This window comes from Geosporobacter ferrireducens (genome assembly GCF_001750685.1).
GTDB lineage: Bacteria > Bacillota > Clostridia > Peptostreptococcales > Thermotaleaceae > Geosporobacter > Geosporobacter ferrireducens.
The window spans coordinates 688,073-711,231 of sequence record NZ_CP017269.1; the positions used below are offsets into that span (position 1 = coordinate 688,073).

At 41.4% G+C, this 23,159-nt stretch carries 25 protein-coding genes and 1 riboswitch; of the genes, 3 read left to right on the top strand and 22 right to left on the bottom strand.

Features of this window, described 5'->3' with window-relative positions:
* Nucleotides 1–35 precede the first annotated feature (35 nt).
* The 3 genes from Gferi_RS03510 to Gferi_RS03525 form a co-directional block, all read right to left on the bottom strand.
* Complete coding sequence (locus tag Gferi_RS03510; RefSeq protein WP_169832960.1) at nucleotides 36–314, bottom strand: sigma-70 family RNA polymerase sigma factor; 279 nt, start codon at nucleotides 312–314, stop codon at nucleotides 36–38.
* Nucleotides 315–1,009: 695 nt separating this feature from the next.
* Nucleotides 1,010–1,099, bottom strand: a riboswitch (cyclic di-GMP riboswitch).
* A 44-nt stretch (nucleotides 1,100–1,143) separates the two neighbouring features.
* The gene (locus Gferi_RS03520; RefSeq protein WP_028309340.1) at nucleotides 1,144–1,362 is read right to left on the bottom strand and encodes a helix-turn-helix domain-containing protein; all 219 of its coding nucleotides are present in this window, start codon (nucleotides 1,360–1,362) and stop codon (nucleotides 1,144–1,146) included.
* A gap of 234 nt (nucleotides 1,363–1,596) precedes the next feature.
* Nucleotides 1,597–2,979, bottom strand: a complete 1,383-nt coding sequence (locus Gferi_RS03525; RefSeq protein WP_069974301.1) for a radical SAM protein — start codon at nucleotides 2,977–2,979, stop codon at nucleotides 1,597–1,599.
* Nucleotides 2,980–3,157: 178 nt separating this feature from the next.
* Here Gferi_RS03525 and Gferi_RS03530 point away from each other — a divergent pair, with 178 nt between their 5' ends.
* Genes Gferi_RS03530 through Gferi_RS03540 form a run of 3 tightly spaced genes read left to right on the top strand, consistent with a single transcriptional unit; the run spans nucleotide 3,158 to nucleotide 5,527 of the window.
* A complete protein-coding gene (locus tag Gferi_RS03530; protein ID WP_069974302.1) occupies nucleotides 3,158–4,192 on the top strand; it encodes a hypothetical protein in 1,035 nt (344 codons plus the stop codon).
* 44 nt (nucleotides 4,193–4,236) lie between these two features.
* On the top strand, nucleotides 4,237–4,800 hold the full coding sequence (pgsA, locus tag Gferi_RS03535) for a CDP-diacylglycerol--glycerol-3-phosphate 3-phosphatidyltransferase (RefSeq protein ID WP_069974303.1): 564 nt from the start codon (nucleotides 4,237–4,239) through the stop codon (nucleotides 4,798–4,800).
* A gap of 19 nt (nucleotides 4,801–4,819) precedes the next feature.
* A complete protein-coding gene (locus Gferi_RS03540) occupies nucleotides 4,820–5,527 on the top strand; it encodes an acyl-[acyl-carrier-protein] thioesterase (RefSeq protein ID WP_069974304.1) in 708 nt (235 codons plus the stop codon).
* 32 nt (nucleotides 5,528–5,559) lie between these two features.
* Here the strand turns inward: Gferi_RS03540 and Gferi_RS03545 are convergent, their stop codons facing one another.
* The 19 genes from Gferi_RS03545 to Gferi_RS03630 all read right to left on the bottom strand — a co-directional run bounded on the left by Gferi_RS03545 (nucleotide 5,560) and on the right by Gferi_RS03630 (nucleotide 23,106).
* The gene (locus Gferi_RS03545) at nucleotides 5,560–6,666 is read right to left on the bottom strand and encodes a DUF2974 domain-containing protein (protein ID WP_069974305.1); all 1,107 of its coding nucleotides are present in this window, start codon (nucleotides 6,664–6,666) and stop codon (nucleotides 5,560–5,562) included.
* Nucleotides 6,667–6,768: 102 nt separating this feature from the next.
* Nucleotides 6,769–7,359, bottom strand: a complete 591-nt coding sequence (dhaS, locus tag Gferi_RS03550) for a dihydroxyacetone kinase transcriptional activator DhaS (RefSeq protein ID WP_069974306.1) — start codon at nucleotides 7,357–7,359, stop codon at nucleotides 6,769–6,771.
* Between the two features lie 190 nt (nucleotides 7,360–7,549).
* Nucleotides 7,550–7,867, bottom strand: coding sequence for a PadR family transcriptional regulator (locus Gferi_RS03555; RefSeq protein ID WP_028309346.1), 318 nt, complete (start codon nucleotides 7,865–7,867; stop codon nucleotides 7,550–7,552).
* A gap of 15 nt (nucleotides 7,868–7,882) precedes the next feature.
* On the bottom strand, nucleotides 7,883–9,814 hold the full coding sequence (gene dxs, locus Gferi_RS03560; RefSeq protein WP_083273345.1) for a 1-deoxy-D-xylulose-5-phosphate synthase: 1,932 nt from the start codon (nucleotides 9,812–9,814) through the stop codon (nucleotides 7,883–7,885).
* Nucleotides 9,777–10,724, bottom strand: coding sequence for a YidC/Oxa1 family membrane protein insertase (locus tag Gferi_RS03565; protein WP_069974307.1), 948 nt, complete (start codon nucleotides 10,722–10,724; stop codon nucleotides 9,777–9,779). Before Gferi_RS03565 ends, dxs begins: the two co-directional genes overlap by 38 nt.
* Before the next feature lie 54 nt (nucleotides 10,725–10,778).
* Nucleotides 10,779–11,300: an HD domain-containing protein gene (locus Gferi_RS03570; RefSeq protein WP_069974308.1), complete on the bottom strand. Its 522-nt coding sequence runs from the start codon at nucleotides 11,298–11,300 to the stop codon at nucleotides 10,779–10,781.
* Complete coding sequence (locus Gferi_RS03575) at nucleotides 11,248–11,973, bottom strand: putative ABC transporter permease (protein ID WP_083273346.1); 726 nt, start codon at nucleotides 11,971–11,973, stop codon at nucleotides 11,248–11,250. Before Gferi_RS03575 ends, Gferi_RS03570 begins: the two co-directional genes overlap by 53 nt.
* Before the next feature lie 33 nt (nucleotides 11,974–12,006).
* Complete coding sequence (ubiB, locus tag Gferi_RS03580) at nucleotides 12,007–13,707, bottom strand: 2-polyprenylphenol 6-hydroxylase (protein ID WP_069974309.1); 1,701 nt, start codon at nucleotides 13,705–13,707, stop codon at nucleotides 12,007–12,009.
* Nucleotides 13,708–13,764: 57 nt separating this feature from the next.
* Entirely contained in the window at nucleotides 13,765–14,751 is a 987-nt protein-coding gene (locus tag Gferi_RS03585; RefSeq protein WP_069974310.1) for a 3-oxoacyl-ACP synthase III family protein, read from the bottom strand.
* Between the two features lie 162 nt (nucleotides 14,752–14,913).
* A complete protein-coding gene (locus Gferi_RS03590; RefSeq protein WP_069974311.1) occupies nucleotides 14,914–15,261 on the bottom strand; it encodes a phasin family protein in 348 nt (115 codons plus the stop codon).
* Nucleotides 15,262–15,284: 23 nt separating this feature from the next.
* Nucleotides 15,285–15,866: a TetR/AcrR family transcriptional regulator gene (locus Gferi_RS03595; protein WP_207640887.1), complete on the bottom strand. Its 582-nt coding sequence runs from the start codon at nucleotides 15,864–15,866 to the stop codon at nucleotides 15,285–15,287.
* 273 nt (nucleotides 15,867–16,139) lie between these two features.
* Entirely contained in the window at nucleotides 16,140–17,837 is a 1,698-nt protein-coding gene (locus Gferi_RS03600) for a recombinase family protein (RefSeq protein WP_069974312.1), read from the bottom strand.
* A gap of 130 nt (nucleotides 17,838–17,967) precedes the next feature.
* Nucleotides 17,968–18,231: a DUF6870 family protein gene (locus Gferi_RS03605; protein WP_028309353.1), complete on the bottom strand. Its 264-nt coding sequence runs from the start codon at nucleotides 18,229–18,231 to the stop codon at nucleotides 17,968–17,970.
* A 145-nt stretch (nucleotides 18,232–18,376) separates the two neighbouring features.
* Nucleotides 18,377–18,577 (bottom strand): hypothetical protein, encoded by a 201-nt coding sequence (locus tag Gferi_RS03610; protein ID WP_069974313.1) that lies wholly within the window; start codon nucleotides 18,575–18,577, stop codon nucleotides 18,377–18,379.
* Between the two features lie 502 nt (nucleotides 18,578–19,079).
* On the bottom strand, nucleotides 19,080–19,343 hold the full coding sequence (locus Gferi_RS29370; RefSeq protein WP_330389689.1) for an RNA polymerase sigma factor: 264 nt from the start codon (nucleotides 19,341–19,343) through the stop codon (nucleotides 19,080–19,082).
* Nucleotides 19,282–19,500, bottom strand: a complete 219-nt coding sequence (locus Gferi_RS29375) for a hypothetical protein (protein ID WP_330389569.1) — start codon at nucleotides 19,498–19,500, stop codon at nucleotides 19,282–19,284. Before Gferi_RS29375 ends, Gferi_RS29370 begins: the two co-directional genes overlap by 62 nt.
* Before the next feature lie 535 nt (nucleotides 19,501–20,035).
* A complete protein-coding gene (locus tag Gferi_RS03620; RefSeq protein WP_028309356.1) occupies nucleotides 20,036–20,623 on the bottom strand; it encodes a LysE family transporter in 588 nt (195 codons plus the stop codon).
* Between the two features lie 183 nt (nucleotides 20,624–20,806).
* Nucleotides 20,807–22,072: an O-acetylhomoserine aminocarboxypropyltransferase/cysteine synthase family protein gene (locus Gferi_RS03625; RefSeq protein ID WP_028309357.1), complete on the bottom strand. Its 1,266-nt coding sequence runs from the start codon at nucleotides 22,070–22,072 to the stop codon at nucleotides 20,807–20,809.
* A gap of 122 nt (nucleotides 22,073–22,194) precedes the next feature.
* A complete protein-coding gene (locus Gferi_RS03630) occupies nucleotides 22,195–23,106 on the bottom strand; it encodes a LysR family transcriptional regulator (RefSeq protein WP_330389571.1) in 912 nt (303 codons plus the stop codon).
* Nucleotides 23,107–23,159: the final 53 nt, after the last annotated feature.

A 23,159-nucleotide genomic window follows, 5' to 3' on the forward strand; every position in this document is an offset into this window, starting at 1 on the left:
GACAGTGTTTTTACGCACTATCCCACCCAGGACGGTTAATCAGCCATATACCGGCTGACCCTTTCCAGCGCCCTTGCCAGAAGTTCTGTTACCGTATTGCGTTTGCAGCCCATAGCAGTTGCAATTTCCCAATGTTTATAGCCTTTCCAGTAGGCAAGCTCCAACGCCTTGCGCTGCTTAGGCGTAAGCTGCCGCAGTGCATTGGCCAGCTTTTCATTCTTTATGGTTTCAATAAAGTCCTCGGATTCTACCGCTTCCGGTTCATGTTCCTGATACTTTAACACGCTTTCCTGAAACAGGAGTTCTTCGCTCATGCTGTCCATCGACTTGAAATGATACCGGTGCTTGCGGTCGGAATTGGCAAGGAGCTTGTCCTCTCTTTTGAGTAGCTCGTCCCAATCAATATGATTTGTCACGTTCATTTCCTCCGAATCCTGAATTTTTTTGAAAATCCAGAATTCGAGGGGGAGAACGGCAGCCTGAGGAATATAGCAGTAGCGCGGAAAAGCCAGGCTTGTCCGCTTCTATAATTTTTTTTGAAAGAGAAAAGTAATATAAGCTTGGAAAAGGTTGTAAAAACAGATATTTTGTCAAAGAAAAAACCGCAATTTGCGGCAAGCAAATTGCGGTTTTTTGGGCTTTGCAGGCTATATTAAATCGAAGAAAGAACAGCCTCACTGGGTCATTCCAGGGTGGTGGAAGGTGTACCTTCATGTTATGGGCGACTTCAACAATGGTATAACCCTTATACCTTCGGAGGTGAGCTATTTTAACTTTTTTCGCTTCAACAGAGTCTGATTTCTCATCTGTCTGCACCTCACTTACTCAAAATGAAAGCTCCGATCTGGATAGGTATGTCCCAAAAACGCTGTCATTTTATGTCGAAATAAGCAAGCGGCCTTGCTGTTTAAAATATTGCAATTTTTCACCAGCAAAGCCGCTTACCCTTTACTCTAAAAAGACAAAAAACCTGCCGCTAAGAATGGCAGGTTTAGACACATATTCTTTCTGCGGCAACCAGGCTGTCATAGTGCCGGTAAGCACCGTAGACCCTATGGCTTTGCGTCCCTGCCTTTCGGCAGGTTTGCCCTTAGTGCTTGATTCATATGAAAATTAAAATCTATTTTAATTGAAGTAGATATTTTATGAAGTTTCGTTATCTGGCACATACTTTAGTATGTCACCAGGCTGACAATTCAATATTCTACAAATTGAGTCAAGTGTTGAGAACCGGATTAGTTTTGCTTTATTTGTTTTCAAGATTGATAAATTTGTCTTAGTGATGTTTATTTTTGCTGCTAACCCGATGGAATTTATTTTTTGCTGCAGCAATAAGTGTTCTAAATTTACAAGAATAGCCATAATGATTCATCCCTTATACTAATTCGTACGTTCGTTATATTATAATCATAGAATAAATCCCTTTAGGTAATGCATAGTCCTAATTGTCGTAATCCTTGACTGTAATGGTATACCTACTTTTGACAGACTTTTTTTACCAAACATCTATTACCTCTCTGCAGAACAAATTTTTACTCCGAAGGATTTATCTATGCTTTTGAATACAGTGCAGGCTGGAGAAAGCTCCAGTTTTTTTCAACCGGCAGCTTTTCGAGCCTCTCCCCCGCATTTCACGCAATCGGCGCAACCATGTGATTCGGTCCAAAGCCTTTCCGCAGTCACAGCCCATTTTTCTGCGGTATTCACACACTTACAGCTCAGGCTGTGTACGTCCTCCGGTTTGATAAAATCCGTCGAGGCTGCACCGGACACCTCTACCATCTCTGTCAGTCTACCTGGATTGTCCAGCAGAGGGCAGGGCCTCAGATGGTTATCGTTAAAGGGCTGATTCATATGATACTGCATGAACAATGGGGACTGCAGTGCCTCAAGAATGGTATTTTCATAAATGCTGGAATCTGAATAATGGATAAACGCGCATGGTTCGATATCCCCGTTAGCATTGATATGCAAATACCTGCGCCCGCCAGCGATGCAGCCAGCTGCATATTCGCCGTCATTCCAGAAATCCAGGGTGAACAGAGGTTTTGTTTCACGGAAGTGACGAATCTGGCGATACATAAATTCACGCTGGTCGGCGGTTACCATCAAGTCGGGGACCGCATCCGCGCCCACCGGCATATAGGTAAAGAACCATGCGAATTTCACTCCTTTGTCAATCATAAAATCAAAAAATTCTTCGCTGCCGATCACCTCAGTGTTATAACGGGTATAGCAGAGAGAAGCGCCGAAAATCAACTTTTTCCGCTTGAGAATCTCCATAGCGCGGATGACCGCCTGATAGGTTCCCTTGCCGCGACGGGAATCCGTGGCGTTCTCAAAGCCCTCAATACTGATGGCAGGAACGAAATTCCTGACACGTAGCATTTCGTCGGCAAAATCTTCGTCAATAAGCGTACCGTTTGTGAAGGCGGCAAACAAACAATCGCCATGTTTCTCGCAAAGTGCGATAATATCCTTTTTGCGGACAAGGGGTTCTCCGCCGGAATACAGATAAAAATACACGCCCAGTTGTTTGCCCTGTTTAACGATACTGTCCATCATTTCAAGGCTCATGGAAGAATTTTTACCGTATTCTGCTGCCCAGCAGCCGGTGCATTTGAGATTGCAGGCTGCAGTGGGGTCCATCAAGATTGCCCATGGTATGTTGCAGCCGTACTTTTCCCGGTTTGCCTCCTGTATGGGCCATCCGATGAAGCTCTCATTCAGTATGAAATTATTGAAAAATGCCTTTCGCACTTTAGTATTAATATCCGACCACATGCTGAGGATCAGTTTATACCAGTTATTGTCCTTATCTTCGATGATCTTGCGGATTGCCTTGCGCTGACTTTCCATTTCGTTGTTTCTATCAAAACGGTCTATCCAATCCATAAGTTTTGGGATATTTTTTTCAGGATTGGAATTTAAATAGGCATATGCCAGCTTCATACCTGTTGAACTGATTATTTTGTTCATAATATGACCTCCAACTAAATTTATCTATGATGAAGTTTACCATATCGCATATTCTGAGTAATTAAACAAAAACAGCTTGTGTAAAGAATCTTTACACAAACAGATATCTGTAAATAGAGTGCATCTTCATTTTAGAGTATATTAGGAGTGTACTTATTTAGGAAGGAGTTGTTTAATATTGGAGTTGCAGCATAGGTTGGTGAGGCAGGCAATCAATATAGCTATTAGCAAAGCTATGGAAGATATGAAAGGTAATACAAGACGTAGTATTAGAAACCTGATTGATTTGGGCCTGCTGTTTTCAAAAAGTGAAAATCAGAAGTGGTTTTTTTCTACCGCTCAAAAGGTAATTGCCAACCCGAGAAACCCCTATAATTCACTGGTCACAAGGATTCTTTCCGATGTTGATAACGACACGATAAAAAAAGTCGGCTTGAATTTGGGATACAGCAGTCTGATCTATGGAGCCAATAAACTCAAAAAAAGGCAGGAGGATTTAGGATTTATGCTTCCATGGCTCCTCATTTTTGATATTTCTGAATCAGGTCCTGCCTTTTTTCATCAGATGGAGCATCTTATCGGGGAAGGCAAGGAATTAGGCATTTACAGCTATATCATCTGTCCGCACGAAAAAGACGATATTCTCTCCATATGCGAAATCGCAAAACGGTTTGAAGAATGCTTATTCGTGTTGAAAGTGCCTTCCGGCTTAATTTTGGAGCAAACTGCCGAATTTCTCGGTAAAATCCATAATGCGATGGTTTCCGTGCAGGTGACAAACATGGATTTCAGCTGTGAAAGCGATGTAAACGCATTCCGGTTATTAAAGCAAAACCGTTGCCTATATGGCTTTCATGTAAGCTATAGCGAGAATACGATAAAACAAGTGACAGCCCCGGAGTATATTCGCTCTGCGATCAGCCTTGGCAATCTGTTTGGAACATACATCGCCGAAAACGGCGTCCCGGATACATGCAGGGACGCAGTCCATGCCTTTGCGTGCAAAGAAAGAGGGGAAAAAGGGCAACCCTTAATTACGCTGGAATTGTTCCGCGATATGCGAATTATCAGTGAAAAAATCCTCTCCGGCGACGGTTACATAGCGATTAATCTGGCAGAAAGGGTTTATTGTGAATACATCAAAGCAAAAGATGTGGTTACAAAATCGCTTTTTGAAATACTTCAGAGCACGCGGCTTTGTATAAGCTTCTAACCCTGTTTTACGGCAATAAAAGCATAAGGAGACACATAAAGTTAATGAAAAAAGCTTCCGAAAACATTTGGAATCTGGCAAACATACTTACGATATTGAGAATTGCTTTAATACCCATATATGTAGCAGCCTATATAAAAGGCTATCAATACGCGGCATTTATTGTGTTTCTTGCGGCCAGCTTGACGGACTTATTGGATGGGCGAATTGCCAGAAAGTATAATTGGGTTACCAATTTAGGGAAGCTGATGGACCCCATTGCCGATAAACTGATGTGTCTGGCGGTACTGATTTCTCTTACAGCGTCGAGAAAAGTACATTGTATCCCGGTGATCCTTGTGATAGTAAAAGAACTTCTAATGCTGATAGGCGGTTCTTATCTGCTGAGCAGAGGCATCGTGGTACAAAGTCAGATAATCGGCAAAGCGGCTCAGTGGCTATTGATTACTGCGCTGTGTCTATGTTTCTTCCATGATTTTTTTACGATCTGGGTACTGCCTTTGGATGTTATTCTACTATGGATAGCTGTAATCATGGCGTTGCTGGCACTGATATTTTATGCCATCGATGCTTCCAAAGCCGCGCGTGACAGAAGATCAATACAATGACAGTGGGAGTGGTTTTGACATGTATGAAATAAAAGATCGTGTTTGTGCCAGCAGGACAGGCAGTAACGGAACTATGAAGCTGACGGGAGCTATGGACATCCTTCAGGATTGTTCACTGTTATGGCTGGAATCAGAGCCTTCCTTCCGAGGCTTTCTTGTCGGGAACAATCTGGGTATGTTTGTCTTATCAAGGCAAGTGGATATTATACGGCTGCCGGTATGCGGCGAAAAGATTACTGTGAAGACCAGTGTCTTTGCCTGCCGGAGTTTCTTCGGGTATCGGAATACGGTCCTATATGGTGAAAACGGCCTGCCCTGTCTACTGTCATGGAGCCTCGGAGCATTTGTAAATCTGGATACAGGTAGAATGGTAAGGCTGCCGCAAAGTGAAATTGACAAGGTTACCATCGACGAAAAAATTGATATGGAGTATCTGGACAAAAAAATTATTCTCCCGGATATGCCAGGTCAGCGTATGGATGCTGTTACAGTCAAACGCAATGATATTGATATATATCACCATATGAACAATGTGAAATATGTTGAGGCGGCGCTGGAGCTTTTGCCGGAGAATTTCGTAATCAACAGATTAAGAATCGAATATAAGAGGCCTGCAAAACTGGGTGATCTGTTGTATCCCCAAATGATAAAGGCACCTTCAGCAAATTGGTATGTGCTTCTGCTTGATTCACAGGATAATCCGTATGTAATCATGGAATTTTCCTAAGGTATGCCGGTACATATCCAGGCAATAACCGCTCATAAAATTAGGTCATGTTTTCTTATTTCCCGAATGTTCTTCATAGCTAAAATAAATAGTGAGCGTATGGTCTGAAACAGAAACCTTCTTGTTTCATCATCAATTTCTTTCATTGCACCAAGCACGGCATAAGCTCTTTTCTGCCAATCTCCCATCAGGTCATAAAATGTCGTAGCATTTGTTGCTTTGATCACATTATACAGAGTATTCACAAATAGCTCCCGTTTTTGGTCGTTCAGGGAGCTAACCCACTGGTTCAGTGTTTCATTCATATAGAGTGCGCTTTTGGTGATCGATGAAATATATTCAAAATCATCGCTGTCAATCAGCCATGAAAAGGGATCGTGCTGCATGAGCCAGATGCGGTTGCTTTTCACCACGGAATACTTTTCCTGATGCTGCAAAAGCATCCCAATCACGGAGGACTGCGGCATGGTTTTGCGGATTCGATCCTTTACTGTCAAATAGCCGTCGCTCTGAAATATCTCATCCTTGAATCCGGGTCCATCATGATCAAAGATATGTGTGATCCTGTCCTGAACCGACCGGCGGCATTTTATGGAGGAATAGACTGCAATATTTCCTCCTTTTGAGTGCCCGCCGATTTTTAATTTGCATGAAATTTTGTCGGCAACGGCATTCAAGTATGCAACGCCTTCCTCCTGCGACGGAATAGGGCTTGTGAACGCCATATTAAAATCCTCTTTCCAACCGACAAAGGTTGCATCGGTGCCTCGGTAAGCAACATATGCTGAATCGTCGCTCAGAAGATAGGTGACGGCGGAGAACTGCTTCTCTGCCGTGTTATCTATTTGATTCACATAAAAAGCCAGTCTCGTGTCACAAAACCGCGGACTGTTTGCAAACGCAAAGAGCAGTTGCCGGTTGCTTTTGCGATCTCTCACATCTTGATATAATGTATCAGGATTCTCTATAGCGGCAACTTCCTGGATCGGCACCGTCGATGAGATATCCGATAAGCCGGGGACGACACCATCGTAATACAGATACGCCAATTGGGATAGTACCAGACTGTCAACAGCGTTAAATTGTCTATTTTGAAAAGTGTCTTCTATTTCTTTTGCATAATCTATAATATTTTTCATATCACCTGCTCCTGTTTCAATTTAGAATTTTTTATAAGCAGCGCCGTTTTCATACAAATAGAATTTACCATCAGAGCAAAAGTAATGGACGCCCAGCAGCTTTCATTCCGGTTCTGTCGGATCTTTCGCAGGCGCCGTTTGGCTCAGGCTTTCAAGTTCGCAAAAAATACTTCCGTCAAAAATGCTGCGAATTTTCGTTACGTACTCCGCCGGTTCCTCTTTCATACCCTTGTTGGCCCATCGTACAATCATGCCGACAAAAGCAGTAGATATAAATTCGGTAATAAATCCCCATTTTTCTTCTTCAAATTCTGCATTTTGAAGGTTTTCTATTATTGATATCGAGATATCCCGGATGTAGTCATGTAGATATTCCTGAAAAGAATTTTGTCCGGTTGTATTGAGCGCGTTAATATAAAACGTCTTGTTCTGCCGCATATAGTTACACAAATCCACCAGACCGTCCATCCAATGCTCTACCGTGTTATAGGAGCTTATCAAGCGGGCGGTTTCGGTATAGTAAATCCAGTTCATAAGATCATACTTGTCCTTGAAATGATAATAAAATGCTTGCCTTGTCAGCCCGCAATTTTCAACAATATCGCTCACGCAGATCCTGTTGAAGGCATTCTTTGCCATAAGTCCCTTTAAGGAATTGGCAAGTGCCAGCTTGGTAATGTTTGAATCCGACATGATAAACCTCCTCTCCCCAAGCCGGGCATAATTGCCCATAATACCGCTAATGGACAGTTTCCCATATGTAAAAAAATCCAAACATAGGTACCAATGAAAGCCTAAATACCGTAAGTACATTTGCAGCGTTTAAAATATTACCTCGGCTGTTTCTTATAATTATTAATTATTAATCTAAAAGCTGTTTAGCCTAGACTATAAATCTATCTATAAATTGCTTTGCAGCTTGATTTAATTCATACCACTCATACTTCAGGTTCTCAAATTGATCTTTCCCTTCGGATGTAATGCCGTAAAATTTCAGCATCGTTTTGTTGGAGGTTTCTTTTATACCACTTTTAATAAATCCTTCTTTTTGCATTTTTTTTAACAGAGAATATATTATAATTTCCGATGTCTCAAACGCATCTTGAAGTGTCATGCTCAGTTCACATTCATAAGCATCCTTACTAAATAAAATTGCTAAAATGCAAATCTCTATTATGCCTTTTTTTAGATGAATGTCCATAACACTTTTTCCCTTCTATTTGAGTTTTGATCTATTGCCCAAATAAACACCATGTACACTGTCTTTCAATATTAATTTGTTTTTTCTCAGCAGTCGTAAAATTCCGTGAATCAGGGAATCCGCATCAAGCTTATATATTCTGAATAGCTCGCTTCGCGTACCCTGCCCGATAAAGTGGTCCGGAAAGCCAAACATTTTAATCTCAATATTAAGTTCATACCTGTTTAGCAGCTGCAGAACATTGCTGCCAAGTCCCCCTATTATGGAATGATCCTCAATCGTCACTACTTTCTTTGTTCTCATTGCAGAACCGATGATCAATTCTGCATCCATGGGTTTCAGAAATCTAACGTTGATTAAATCAACGGAAATCCCCTCACTTTTCAGTGTCGCCGCTACTTGAAGGGAAGTTTCCACCATATTCCCGGCCGTAACAATAGTAACATCAGTGCCATTACAAATTTTTATCCCCTTATGCCAGGCTACAGGCTTTTTGACATCCGATAATATCACTTTACCTTTCCCTCTGGGATACCTTATTGCAATGGGCCCATTATGCTCTATAACTGCATACCTCAGCATATGTTCAAGCTCACTATAGTCACAAGGAGAAAGAATCGACATATTGGGAATATGGCTAAGATAAGACAAATCATAGATTCCCTGATGTGTTTCACCGTCTTCACCGACAACACCAGCCCTGTCTATGGCAAATGTCACATGCAAATTCTGCGCTGCAACATCGTGAAGAATTTGGTCATAAGCCCTCTGCAGGAAGGACGAATATACTGCGAAAACAGGCTTAAGACCGCTTTTTGCCATGCCGGCCGCAAATGTTACGGCATGCTGCTCGGCAATACCCACATCAAAAAATCTTTTCGGATATTTTTTTGAAAACTCGTTGAGTCCCGTACCGTCCGGCATCGCAGCGGTAATGGCAATGAGTTTGCTTTCTTCTCCAGCGAGCTTCACCATTTCTTTCCCGAAAATAGCCGAATAGCTATCTTTTTTATCATTCAATGTTTCACCGGACCGTATTTCAAAAGAGGATACGTTGTGGAAAGCATGGGGTTTTTCCTCCGCCGGCCCGTAGCCCTTCCCTTTTTGGGTACGGACATGAATCAGCACAGGCCCTTTTATAAACCTAGCCTTTGAAAAGATATCGATAAGCTCATTCAAATCATGTCCGTCTATAGGACCGAAATACTTAAACCCAAGCTCTTCAAACAAGGTCCTGTGCATGATCATATATTTGATTGCACCTTTAATTCTGTTCAGGCCTTCGGCAAGAGGCTCACCAATACCTGGTATTCTGTTAAAAGCCTGTTCCAATAGCTCTTTTGACTTGAAATAAGCGGGCTCTGTCCTTATTTGCGCCAAATGCTTTGAAAGCCCTCCAACATTTTGTCTTATGGAAAAATTATTATCATTAAGGACTACAATCAAGTTGTTCAATGACCTTCCGGCATCATTTAATGCTTCAAAAGCCATTCCTCCGGTTAGGGCACCATCTCCGATTACTGAAATAACGGAGTAGTTTTCGTTTTTAATATCCCTTGCCTTTGCAAGACCCAGTGCAGCAGATATGGAGGTACTGCTGTGCCCGGTATTAAAAATATCATGCTCGCTTTCGCTTGCTTTGGGAAAGCCGGAGATGCCATTTAGCGTCCTGAGTGTACCGAATCTTTCCTTTCTGCCTGTAAGAATTTTATGGGTATAGGACTGATGTCCAACATCCCATATAATTTTATCCTTTGGAGAATCAAAAATAAAATGGAGTGCAATCGTAAGCTCTACTGCACCCAAATTTGAAGCCAGATGACCTCCCGTCTTTGATACTGATCCTATCAGAAGCTTTCTGATTTCTTCCGCCAATTGCTTCAATTGCATTCTATTCAGTTTTTTGATATCACTTGGCACGTTGATGCGTCCTAATAGATTGTCCACCGGAGTTTTTCCTTTCCTTCACCTTTTTATTTTCCACTTCCACCTTCACATTCTTTTTTATAACAAACCTGTTCATAAACATTTGCTGGGCTATCTGATAAATATTTCCCACAATCCAGTAAAGGCCCAGACCGGCAGGTACGCTGAAAGAAATAAATGCGGTCATGACAGGAGACACCCACATCATGCTTTTTTGCATGGATGCTTGCATTTGGTTATCACTTGTCTGAGGTGTTTGCTGCATAGAATATTTAACAGAGATATAGGTCGTAATTGCTGATAATATTGGAATTAGAAGCAAAATTAGATTTTGTGCACCTACAACATCTCCAAAAAGCTTTTGATAATTCCATGTAGGAATTGCCCCAAGGTTAATACCAAGAAAATTCATATTAAGCAATTCTTCTTTTTTTAGCATTTGACTAACACTTGCCAATTCCTCCGTATGCTTCCCGAAGTAAGTGATAATGCTCAAGTCACGTATATTTGATATTCTATCGGGACCTATCGGTATTTTTTCGAATAAGTGCAAAATAGTTTCCGGTGACTTTCCAACCATATACCTCAAAGGCTGTGAGATTACATAATATAATGAAAAAAGAATAGGCATCTGAATCAGCAGCGGCAAACAGCCGCCAGCAGGGTTTACTTTATTTTCCTGGTAAAGTTTCATCATTTCTTCATTCAGCTTTTCCTTATCGTTTTTATATCTCTTTTGTATTTCCTGCATTTGAGGCTGAATTTCGCTAAGCTTTGATGTTGAATGATACTGCTTTATATAAAGTGGTAGTAAAAGTGTTTTTACCATAACCGTCAACAGTATGATTGCAATACCATAATTTTTAAACGCAAGCATATCATATATAAATTTCAACACATATCCCATGGGAATTGCAATAAAGTCAAGCATTATACACCTTCTTTCGCACATTACAGCATTTTTACATAAAACATATTTGTAAATTCATATTTCTAATATCTCTTTTAATCTATGAACATTTTTCCCGCTGCCAAATTTGACAATCTCCATAGATGCACAATATTTATCTGCCAGCAGCACAACGAAAGCTTCCCTGTACCTTGGCAATCTTATGGTTAAAGGCCACATATGCTTCTGTATGATGTCCTTTTCTCTGTCATTCAAATTGAAATATTTGTTTGCATTTTGTAATGCAATATGAGGATGAATAAATCCATGCAGTCCTTTATACGGCTTTCCTGTATGCCAGTCATACAGGAAAAAGTCATGCAGTAGCCCGCCTCTGGCTGCTGAACGGTAGTCAAATCCCAGCTGCCTGCATACCAGATAGCTGATGTATGACACAAATAGGCTGTGCTCAAGGCAGTTTATATCACCATGCTGTATAAAATTTTTCATTGATTCTACCATCTCATGTTGAATCAGATCACGAATACATTCTTTATATTCTTCCTCATGGGAGGAATCTGCTCTTAAGTTCAACTTTGATTTTATCAATTCTATCATTCAAAATGCTCCTTATATCACGGTTTAAAATACCTGCATTTAAAATTAACAGCCGGGGGAATGCAAGGAAAAACCTTTTATATTTAATGATTTTTTCATAATATTTATTGACCGGTAAATTCGAATAATTAATAATCACTTCTCTTAAATCCAGGGCATCAAGTACAGACTTCGCGGTATCCGTCAGGAAGTACAGGATTATGAGCGTTGCAATATAGCCCTTCGTTGACACAGGTACGGAAAAAACCAGTTCTGAAAGAGCAGGATGTGCCACCTGTACCAAAAAAAATGCCAGTATACCCCAGAGAAGTGAATATTGCAAGCATATATATCCCTTAAGATTCATAGCATTATTGCTGTAATCCCACCATTTGCAGTTAAAAACTTTCTCTAAAGCAAGTCCTGTGATATATTCCAATGCAGTAACCAAAAGAATCGAAAACAATATGCTTATGAATAATGATGTCGAATAATCTTCAAAAACAACGGTAACCCACTTTGAAGATTGAACAATCAGTATAGCGCCAAATCCATAGATCGGGCAAAAGAAACCGGTTAAAAACCCTCTATTGATTAGCTTTCTTTCGTTTATGCTTGCAAATATTGTTTCCATTAACCAACCTAAAAAAGAATATATTGCAAAGAATAACACCAAATCTGAAAACCCACTCACACTTCTATACCCCTTTCATTTATAATGCAGTCCTTAAAAGCGGTTTGACCTGAGCACTGAAAGGATCAGACCGACAATCATTATGCCGGCTATAACCAAGCCTACTTTTAAGACAGTTATATTAAGAACATATATTTCTGCACCGGTATGGGCACTCATCCCTGAACCTACAACAATTCCTGCAATTATTATACTGACAGCCAGCAGTATGATACTGAAGGATAGTCTGGTAAAAATCCTGTCTATTCGTTTTTCAATGCGTTCAATACCTTTCATTTTAAACTGCATGGTGAATTCGTCATCTTCCATTTTCCTTAAAAAATTAAGCAAAAAGGAGGGGAATTCTCTTAATAAGCTTCCGTAATCCAATACTCCGCCAAAAACTTCCTTGCCAATTTTTTCAGGGGAAAATGTCTTGAACATAAGTTTCCTTGCAATAGGTTCTGAAATTTCCAGGACATTCAACTCCGGATCAAGCTTTTCAACCAACCCTTCCAGTGTAACAAGGGATTTTGCAAGCATCGTAAACTCGCCGGGAATCACTATATTATAAGAAAATGCGAGATTGAAAATCTCGTTGAACACTTCACCTACCTTTATTTCATTCAAAGGTACCGACAGGTATTTATCCCGCATAATATCAATTTCTTTTTCAAGTTTTTTGATATTTATATGGTGTGTCATGGCATCCAGTCCAACAATAGCCTGTATAATCAACCTGCTGTTCTTAAAAGCGATTCCCATCAGCATTTTTAAAAACTGGGCTTTGCGCTCTTCATTTAGCTTGCCTACCATCCCCAAATCCAGGAAAACAATCGCATTACCGGGCATGACCATAATATTGCCCGGGTGGGGATCTCCATGGAAAAAACCATCCCTTAAAATCTGGTTGAATATTGATACCGCAAGATTTCTGGCAATTACTCTTCGATCCAGCCCGGCCTTATCCAGTGCAGCAAAATCGTTAAGGCGTATTCCCTCTATATACTCCATCGTGAGTACACGCCTTGTCGTATGAATCCAGCTAATATCAGGCACTTTAACACCTTTGTCTTTAGAGAAGTTTTCCTTGAATGTTTCAGCATTTTCCCCCTCGACCCTGAAATCCAGTTCATTTTTTAGTGTGCTTTCAAACTCCTGTACCATTTTGGTAAAGTCGTAAAGCTTTCCGAATTTGGTGTGGTTATCGATAAAGGATGCAAGGTCTGCCAGTACCTTTAAGTCTAGGTATATATTCCGTTCAATCCCCGGCCTTTGCACCTTTACTACCACTTTTCTGCCTGAGTTCAGCCGGGCAAGATGCACCTGGGCCATGGATGCAGCTGCCAGGGGTGTCTCGTTAAATTCCTTAAAGATATTTTGAAGCTTGTCGTCAAATTCACTTTCTATCAGGGACTTTACATCCTCAAAGGGAAAAGGGGGGACGGCATCCTGCAGCTTTTCGAGTTCTGCAATTACGTCAGGAGGAAGAATGTCTGGCCTTGTACTTATTATCTGACCAAGCTTTACAAATGTCGGGCCGAGTTCCTCCAGCGAAAGCCTCAAACGTTCGCCGATTGAAAGCTTTTCATTACTATTCTCATCTTTGTCCTTCCCGAATCTTTTCTTAATTTTTATATTGAGGTAGTCAAAGATCCCCAGTTGATCGATAAGCGTACCAAAGCCATGCCTGGCAAATACCAGGATAATCTGCCTGTACCTCTTAATATGTCTGTAGCGGCTAATAACAACCAATTATATCACAGCCTGTTCCAGTATTTTTTGTAGCTTTAATTCTATTGTAACCCGATTTCAGTCATACCATTTCATCAGGCTGGCTCCCCAGGTTAAGCCTGCTCCAAATCCGGTTAACAGCAATATGTCGCCTTTTTTAACCTTGCCATTGTTACATGCCTCGGACAAAGCGACAGGTATGGAAGCCGAAGACATATTGCCGTAATATTCGATGTTGCAATACATCTTTTCCGGGGGCATTTTCAGTCTTTCCGAAACGGAGAGCAGTATCCGTTTATTTGCCTGGTGGGGTATTATTAAGCTTATATCCTCCAGTCCCACCCCTGTTTTATCAACAACCTGTTTTATCATCTTTTCAAAAATCCTTACTGCAAACTGGAAAACTTCTCTACCGTTCATGGCGATTGTATTCAACCTGCCGTCTAAAAGGTCATGAGTCAGAGGCAGTCTTGAACCTCCTGCCGGTATCTTTAGCAAATCCGCCCCTGAACCGTCCGCACCCATTATGCTTCCCAGGGTGCCAAAACCCTCCGGTACTTCCCCTACGATAACCGCACCTGCTCCATCACCGAATAGAATGCTCGTGTTAAGGTCATCGTAGTTAGTAATTCTTGAATAGGTGTCAGCCCCAACCAAGAGTATATTGTTATACTGCCCCGATGATACATAATTTACGGCAATGTCCAGCCCATACATAAACCCGGTACACGCTGCGGAAACATCGAATGCTGCTGCGTTGCATGCACCTATCCCATGTTGAATCAGACACGCAGTTGAAGGGAATATCATATCGGGTGTTGTGGTAGCAACGATAATCAAATCAATATCTCCCGGCGATAGGTTTGCCCTATCAAGCGCTGATAACGCAGCTTTTACAGCCAGGTCCGATGTAGCTACGTTGAATTCGGTTATCCTTCTTTCTTTTATCCCCGTCCTTTCTTCTATCCAGTTTTCGGTTTTCCCGAAACGCCCGGCCAGTTCGTGGTTGGTTAAGACCAAATCGGGCAGGTAATATCCATATCCTAAAATTCCTACGCTTCTCACAGATGAATATAACTCCTTTTCATCCTATTATTAAATTTCTGACCTTGTTTCAGCCTTCAATCTTTCCGTGCATTGCCTTCTGATACTTTTTTTAACAATAATCGGACGTCCGTACTAACAACGCTACAAAAAAGTTCTAAAGGGTAAATATAAACAAATTTATTACTTTGAATTCAAGCTTTTCTTAAGATTGCTGATGTCTTCTTTTCTGGCGATTCCTTCATCGTTTATCACACTCAAAAGCTCTTCACGCAGTATTTCTCTTATGTCATCTTTTTTGACAAGATTACTTAGATCCAAAGAATCTTTGATTTCATCCCTGATTATTTTCTTTAATTCTTCCCGCTGTTCCTCACCTTTTTTTACAAGGTCGCTGACAAACCCCTGTGCATCTTTTCTGGCAACTTCGCCTTTGTTAACAAGCTCATCCACCATATTCTCAATTTTTTCTCTTGAGTATGCAAAGAGCCCTAACCCCATATTGAATGACTTTTCTAACAGATTTGACATAAATGATGTCTCCTTTCATATTTTTACTCAAATACTAATTCGATTGCCCTTAACGCTTCAGGCAGTTTTTTTTCTTGAGGGTCTAAAATGACCTGTATGGCAGTTCCAAACATCGCACCAAAAAGCATTCGGGCGATGGATTTAGGGGTATAGCCCCGTAAATTGCTTTTTGCAGGTATATTATTCAGGACATGCTTTTCTATTAAGTTTGCTAAATCTTCAAACAGGCTGCGGAGCAGTTTACCAAATGAAGCGGACCAGAGTGCCATACTGGTAAAGTCATACAATAGTCTGAAAAGCTTAGGATTTTCGTCTAGCATTTCCTGAAAATACATAATAAGTGATAATATTTTTTCTTTGGCAGTGGTTCCTTTACTTAAATGACTTTCTACTTCCTGCAGATACTTCTGCATCATCATATTTATTACCTCTGTAAACAACCCCTCCTTATTTTTATAGTAGTAGTTAAGCTGGCTTAGAACCACCCCTGCTTCATCGGCAATATCTCGTAATGATACATTTGCATAGCCTTTTGATGAAATACACTCAAATGCAGCAAGTAATATTTTTTGGGATTGGTTCGCTTTTTCCATTTCGTTATTCATGGCATAGCTCCTTACTTGTTAATTCGGACATCCGACCAATTTGTTTTATTATATTACACTTTTTCTACTTTGTCAATTAGTGATATTCATTAGTTTTCAATGCTAAAGAACCTTGTTCAATTTAATCAATGTGCATCCTGAAAGAAATATTAAATTCATTATCACATTTTAAGCATTTCGCACGGCTGTTTTCCAAAATGTATATTTTCTCCAACTGATTACAATATGAGCGTTATATATTAGGAAAACCAACAAACTGTTGAAGCGGTGGGGTTATACCACCTGCAAATGCGAGTTGACTTCAATGTATTCGATAATGCGGCGTAGCTCGTCGGCAAACTTAAACCGTATGCTAATGTCGCCGCCCTCGTATACCTTGATATGGTCAACCAGTTCAATCAGTATTTCCCTTGTCAACTTGTCGATGTTCTCATATTTTCGGAAAGTAGTCAAAAACGGATTTTCAACGTCTATGCCGTTTTCCAGTTCGTCCCGCTCTTTTTTCAGATTGGCAATGACCTCACTGATGGCCTCATTTTGCCGCTCGTAATCTTCGCTCATGTGGCGGTAATCATTGTGCGTAATGACACCGTCTTTCCAGTCCTGATAAAGCCCTTGCTTGTATCGCATGATTTTGGCAAGCTCCTTTTCTTTTGCGGAAATCAGCTGTTCAAGCCGCACAGACTGGCTTTTTTTAAGCGGGGCCATATTGATTTGGGAAACGATAGCGGAGTAGCTGACCGCAAGGTGTACCTGTTGCTGAATGGCGTACAACGTAGCCGCTTCAAGCCTTGTACTTTTAATCGAGTGCATGGTGCAGGCTTTTTTTGAAAGGCTCTTGTATGTGCCGCATTGATAGTAAACATACAGTTCTTTACTTGCTATCCGTGACATTGCCCTGCCGCAATCCGCACAGCGGAGAAAGCCGCTGAACAAGTATAGTTGCTTTTGCTTTGGCGCGGTACGGGTATCGCGCTTTAACAGTTGCTTAACCTTTTCAAAGGCTTCCCGGTCAACAAGCGGCTCATGGGTATTCTGAACGACAATCCAATCTTCTTCGGGTACGGCCTCGATTTTGTGTATCTTGTAGCTTTTGACACGGTTTCGGCCTTGCGCCATATCCCCGACATAAACAGGATTTTTCAGCATGTTGGTGACTGTTATGGTACTCCACATCGGCTTTGCCTGTCCGTTGGGGCAACTGTACTTTAGGCCCTGGCTCTGCTTGTAAAGGGACGGACACATAGCGCCGTGGTCGTTCAGATGGTTTACGATTGCCCTAACCGCCATACCGTTTAGAAACATGGCAAAAATCTGTTTTACCACTTCGGCGGCTTCACGGTCTACAAGCAAGGCGTGTTTGTCGTTGGGATCTTTGATGTAGCCATAGGGAGCGTAGGAGCCGATAAACTCACCGTTACGCTTTTTGTAGTCAAACACCTGCCGGATTTTCTTTGAGGTCTGATAGCAGTATTGGTCGTTCATCACGTTTGTTATCGGAACAACCATACTGGAAACGCTCTCCGGGTCATTGTAGCTGTCTATCCGTTCATGCAGGCTGATAAACCGTACATTCATCTGCACAAACAGCCTGTCAATCAGGATGCCCGCTTCAACATAGTCGCGGGAAAGGCGCGAAAGGTCTTTGATAATCACGCAGTTGATTTTCCCAGTGCGAATGTCGGACAATAGTCTTTGAAAATCATCGCGGTCGGCGTCTGTTCCGGTAAAGCCATCGTCTTTGTATTCTTCCGACCATTCAAATTCATCCACGTTCATCTGCTCAAACTCGTTGAGTATTTTCCGTTGATTTTCTATGCTGTCGCTAACTTCCTTATCTTTGTCCTTAGCATTGCCACGCTTGAAATCGTCTTTGGAAAGCCTTAGATATTTTCCTAACCGCCATTTGGGAGCTTGTTTTGAGAATAGGGAAACGGCGATATTTGTTCCCCTGTTTTTTGTGCGTGCCATGTATCCTCCTTCCTATCACATTACACCTATATTATACCATTTGGGCATAATGCGAACAATGTAGTCGAGCCGCTAAAACAGCGTGTTTATGCTACTTTGGGCCATGTTGGCCCGAAGTGGGGGCGGCCTGTTATAGACCACTTTTTTGCCGTATCAGAAAATTGGCAATCATATCTTGCAGGGGTGGCCCATCATCTGAAAACTCAATTTTTACCGCTGTATCCCCAAGACGGAAGCAATAAGGATTTTTCACCTGTGCCAAAATCCGAGCGGCGCGTTCTCCTTTTGACAGGCTGTTGTCAAATGTTATGCCGCTAACATCTGCTAACTGCGCTTTATCTACTGTGGCAATATCTACGCTTTGCATTATGTTGATTTCTTCTTGATTCAACATCACTCTGCGCCTCCTTTTCAAAGCCATAAAATATATGTTTAGTTTCCTGATTGTCCTGTGAGGAAACACGAAAAGCCAGCACTTTGCAAATTGCAAATGCTGGCCTTTGATCTTGCCTCACACTTCAGTCCAAGTCGGCCCGAAGTCAATAGGGACTGTTACGGTAATGCTCGTCGGCTTCTTCGATGGACTTGAAATCAAAAACCTCATACAACTCCATCACTACGCGCTGAATATCATCAGGTTTGAAGCCGCAGTTTTCCATAGCCCATATGACATAGCCTCGGCAAGCGTTGTTGCTCCATCGCTCGGTCAGCATCATATCTAAAATCATGTCTTTTTCCATTTCGATTCTCCTATTGTAAAATAGGCGGAGCGCCGCGCCGGAAAGCGTCGGCCTGTCGTAAGACAGTAAGGCCCGGCGCGGCCTCCTCCTGATGATATTCTTCAAAACAGATAACCCAGACGGGCGGCGGCTTATCCACCCCATAGGATTTTCACCTCTCCCCATTCTGATGGCGAGGCGTCCTCATTGCCTGCGACGGCTCACGGCCTAATGGCCGCTTCAACGCTCGGACTGTGACTGAACGCAAGTGTCAAGGCTTGTGTGCTTTATTTGGCGGGGCCAGTTTCGACCCGCCTGTGGCATGGGCCTTGTCGCTCTCCCCATTCTCTGGCAATGGAGGTCATGGCGGGCCTGTCACTTGGCACACACACCCTTCGTATCCGGGTATCTTTTTATTCAGTTTTCAAACAGCACGGGAGAAGTCCCGACTTTGGGCCAACGTAGCCCGAAGTAAATTCCTCTCTCAATAACCATGAGATTTTTGATGCAAAATCGACCCGTATCACAAACGGTTTTTCAAGAATATTTCCATGCTGCGAAGAGCGCGGTTTATGGATTGACGCACATTCTTTTCACTCACACCCTCGGTACGCGCAATTTCGGTTTTGCTCATGCCAAGTATGTAATGGGCATAAACCCTCCGGCCCTGTTTGTTGGGGAGCGCATCGAGAGCGGCATGGAGTTCCTGCGCCGTTACCTTGCGCTCATAAACCTCGCAGGGAGAAAGAAACAAAAAGCGCGTCATGCTCAATACCGTCGCCCGCATCAAGCGAATATTGAGCTTTGTTCCAGAACATACGGCGGATATAGTTTCGCTCTAGTCGTTTGGCTTCTGTTAAGGTAGCCGCCACTTCATCGGGTATATCAATAAAAAGGTCAGCATTGTAAAACGGGTAATAATCCCGCAGATTGATCTTTGCCATATGGCTTTCCTCCATTTCGATTTTTGGTGATGGCGAATCTAAATGGAGGCGGCGGGGAGCGGCATCGAAACTGGACTTCGGGCCAAGGTGGCCCGAAGTGGTATCGGAGCTTGTCCGACAAAGAAACGGTCAAAAAAGGGCGCAAAAAACACCTTTACGGGGATAAGCCCGAAAGGTGTCGAATGAAAAATGTGTGCAAAGCGCACGTGAAATTTTTATTGCTTTTTTTAATTTTTTAAAGAAGGGAACTGCGGCTACATCCAGCCGCCATGTTTACTTGGCGGCCCCTCCGTTAGCCAGAGCAAGGTTTTTGCGCGCATAAAAGCCCTCCAATCGCATAACTGCCATTGGAAGGCCCTTAAAAGCGCGCATTTAATTCCTACCAATTTTAGATTGGCAGTAATTTTAAAATTTCAATCTATCGGCCAATAGAATACCCTTTAAAATATTAGTGCACTATTTTGTACTAAAACGTGTTAGAAAGATCGTTTATATTGTTGATATGAACACTTTGCTTTTGTTATAGTAAAGTTGGTTACAGTAATAGCAAACTAACAACACATTCCAATAAAGCCAGAGCCAGAATAATATTGATAATACGGTAATGTTTTATATATGTTCTTTGAAATACGCCGCCTAAAGTGGCCCAAGTCAAAGTCGCAATAGTACCAATTGTCGCAATAACTATTTCAAATAACAGTAACGCACCAAAAAGCGAATAGAAAGGCAATACATATCCTGTTAATGCTGTAATTCCAAATAAATAAATTTTCACATTGACAAATTGCAGAACGAACCCAGTCCAAAAGGACGGCTTGCTGCTCATTCCGTTTAAGTCTGGTTTGCTTAACAAAATATGTATTGCAAGCCATAAGATGTAGGCGGCGCCAACATATTTCATTATGGCTATAACAGGATTTAAAAATCTTTGCATCCCATACACTAATATGGCACACAAAACTTGTACAGCGTAATATCCCGTAAAAATACCCAACAATAAGTTTTTTCCTTTTTTCCAACCTACACGCACTATAGTATTAAGGGCGAGCAAGTTGCCGGGACCTGGTGTGAAAGCATTTATAATTGCATAAATAATAAAACTAGAGATTGTTTGTATATCCATACCATAAATATCCTTTCTTTTTGCGCCTTATTTTAAGTGGTATGGTTCAATAGTCTTTCAAAAACACGCATAAACCAACTATTTTTTTCACACCTTTGGTTGGCATAGTATTATTCAGACGCCTCTGTTTCTTTTATAAAAGCGCTGTCGCAAAGTTATATACTCTTCTATAATAGTCAATTCTCACTGTATAGATATAAAGCCAGTATTTAAATCCTCAATAATATCGTCTACATTTTCCAGCCCAACAGAAAGCCGTACCATTCCCGGATGGATACCCGCATCCTGTAGCTGTTCATCAGTTAATTGCCTGTGTGTTTCACTTGCCGGATGCAAAACACAGGTGCGAATATCGGCAACATGTACTTCATTTGATGCCAAAAGTAAAGAATTCATAAATCGAATTGCTTTTTCTTTACCGCCTTTAATCACAAAAGAGATGACACCACTTGCACCTTTTAGATATTTTTGAGCCAAAGTATAGGAAGCATTGCTTTCCAAACCCGGATATATTACCTTTTCCACATAATCGGAGCTTTCCAGATAGTGAGCAACCTTCATTGCATTTTCACAGTATTGTTTCATACGAATTGCAAGGGTTTCCAGACCCATGTTGAGCAGAAAGGCAGAATGGGCGGCAGGGTATACGCCGAAATCTCTCATAAGCTGCATTCTTGCTTTTATGATATAGGCGCTTTTTCCATAGGTTTCTGTATAGGAAATTCCGTGATAGGATTCGTCAGGCCCGGTTAAGTCAGGGAAGTTTCCAGAGTTCCAGTCAAAATTTCCACTGTCTACAATAGCGCCCCCGACTTGTACCGCGTGACCGTCCATATATTTACTTGTGGAATGCACGACAATATCCGCACCAAACTCAAACGGCTTGCACAAAATAGGAGTTGCAAAAGTATTATCCACAATAAGCGGCACATGATGTGCATGAGCAATCTGAGCAAGTCTCTCAATGTCCAGTACAGTTAATGCAGGATTTGCCAGTGTTTCTCCAAAAACTGCCTTAGTATTTGGGCAAAAAGCCGCATGAAATTCTTCATCACTTGCGTCCTGTTTGACGTAAATACACTCAATGCCTAACCGTTTGAGTGTGAAAGAAAACAGGTTTATGCTTCCGCCATAAATTTCAGGAACACTGATAATACTATCCCCGGCAGAACAGATATTCAGAATAGATAATAAGAGTGCCGCTTGCCCTGATGTTGTACATAAAGCTCCAATACCGCCCTCTAAATCAGCAATTTTACGTTCTACCGCCATTACAGTCGGATTTCCAAACCGGGAGTAAATCAGACTTTTCATTGGGTCATCAAAAACTGCGGCGACTTCTTCTGTGGAATCATATACATAAGTTGTACTTTGAATAATTGGCAAAACGCGTGGTTCCGCGTTTTGCGGCGTATATCCTGCATGTAAACATTTGGTTTCGTCTCTCATAAATTCATCTTCCTTTTGTTTTATTTAATCATAACACAATTTTCTCGCCATAAATAATACCAATAAAATATGGCCTGACATAGCTAAAAGCTATATAAGGCCATATTTGCAAAAATCTCATATTATATTTGCTTGGCAATATTTTTAAGGGCATCCCAGTAGATTTCGCCTAAATGGGTTAACGTCAAATCCTTATGTTTTAGTACGCCGACCCTAATCTGTTCATTAATGTTTAAAGGAATAGAAACGATGTCTTCACCATGTAGATATTTGGGAAATATTCCCGTTGATATAGTATAGGCGTTTAATCCGATCAAAAAATTCACGATTGCTGCTCGGTCGCTTACCCGAATACTCTTTTTTACGTTACGGGTGCTTAATATTTCTTCCGAAAAGTAGAATGAACTATATGCACCTTGCTCAAAAGATAGACAGGGATATTCGTCTAAATCTTCTAAATTGATTAAACCTAAGCCTGCAAGTGGATGAGCTTTGTAAAGAAATACATGTGGTTTTACGGTGAATAGCGGATAAAATTCAATGGAAGACTCGTCAAGTATCTTGCGTATAACGGTTTCGTTATATTCACTCAGATAAATAATGCCAAGCTCGCTGTGTAACAATTTAACATCTTCAATTATTTCAAAGGTTTTTGTTTCTCGGATAGTAAACTCATATTCCGCTCCACCAAACTCTTTAACTAGTTCAACAAAAGCATTTGCAGCAAATGTATAATGTTGCGTTGAAATGCAGAATCGCTGTTTTGCAGGAGTGCCTGTCAGATATTTTTCTTCTAACATGTCTGTCTGTTGGATAACCTGCCTGGCATATCCTAAAAACTCTGTACCGTCGTTTGTTAGCGTAATACCTCGATTAGTTCTTACAAAAAGAGAAAGCTTTAGTTCATTTTCCAAATCTTTTATGGCATTAGAGAGGCTAGGTTGTGAAATAAAAAGAGCTTTGGCGGCTTCACAGATAGAACCTTTTTCAGCCACGGATAAAACGTATTTTAGTTGTTGTAGAGTTATTGTCAACACCCCCTTAATTCTTTTGATTATACTTTATATGAATATGGTGTAAAAGTCAA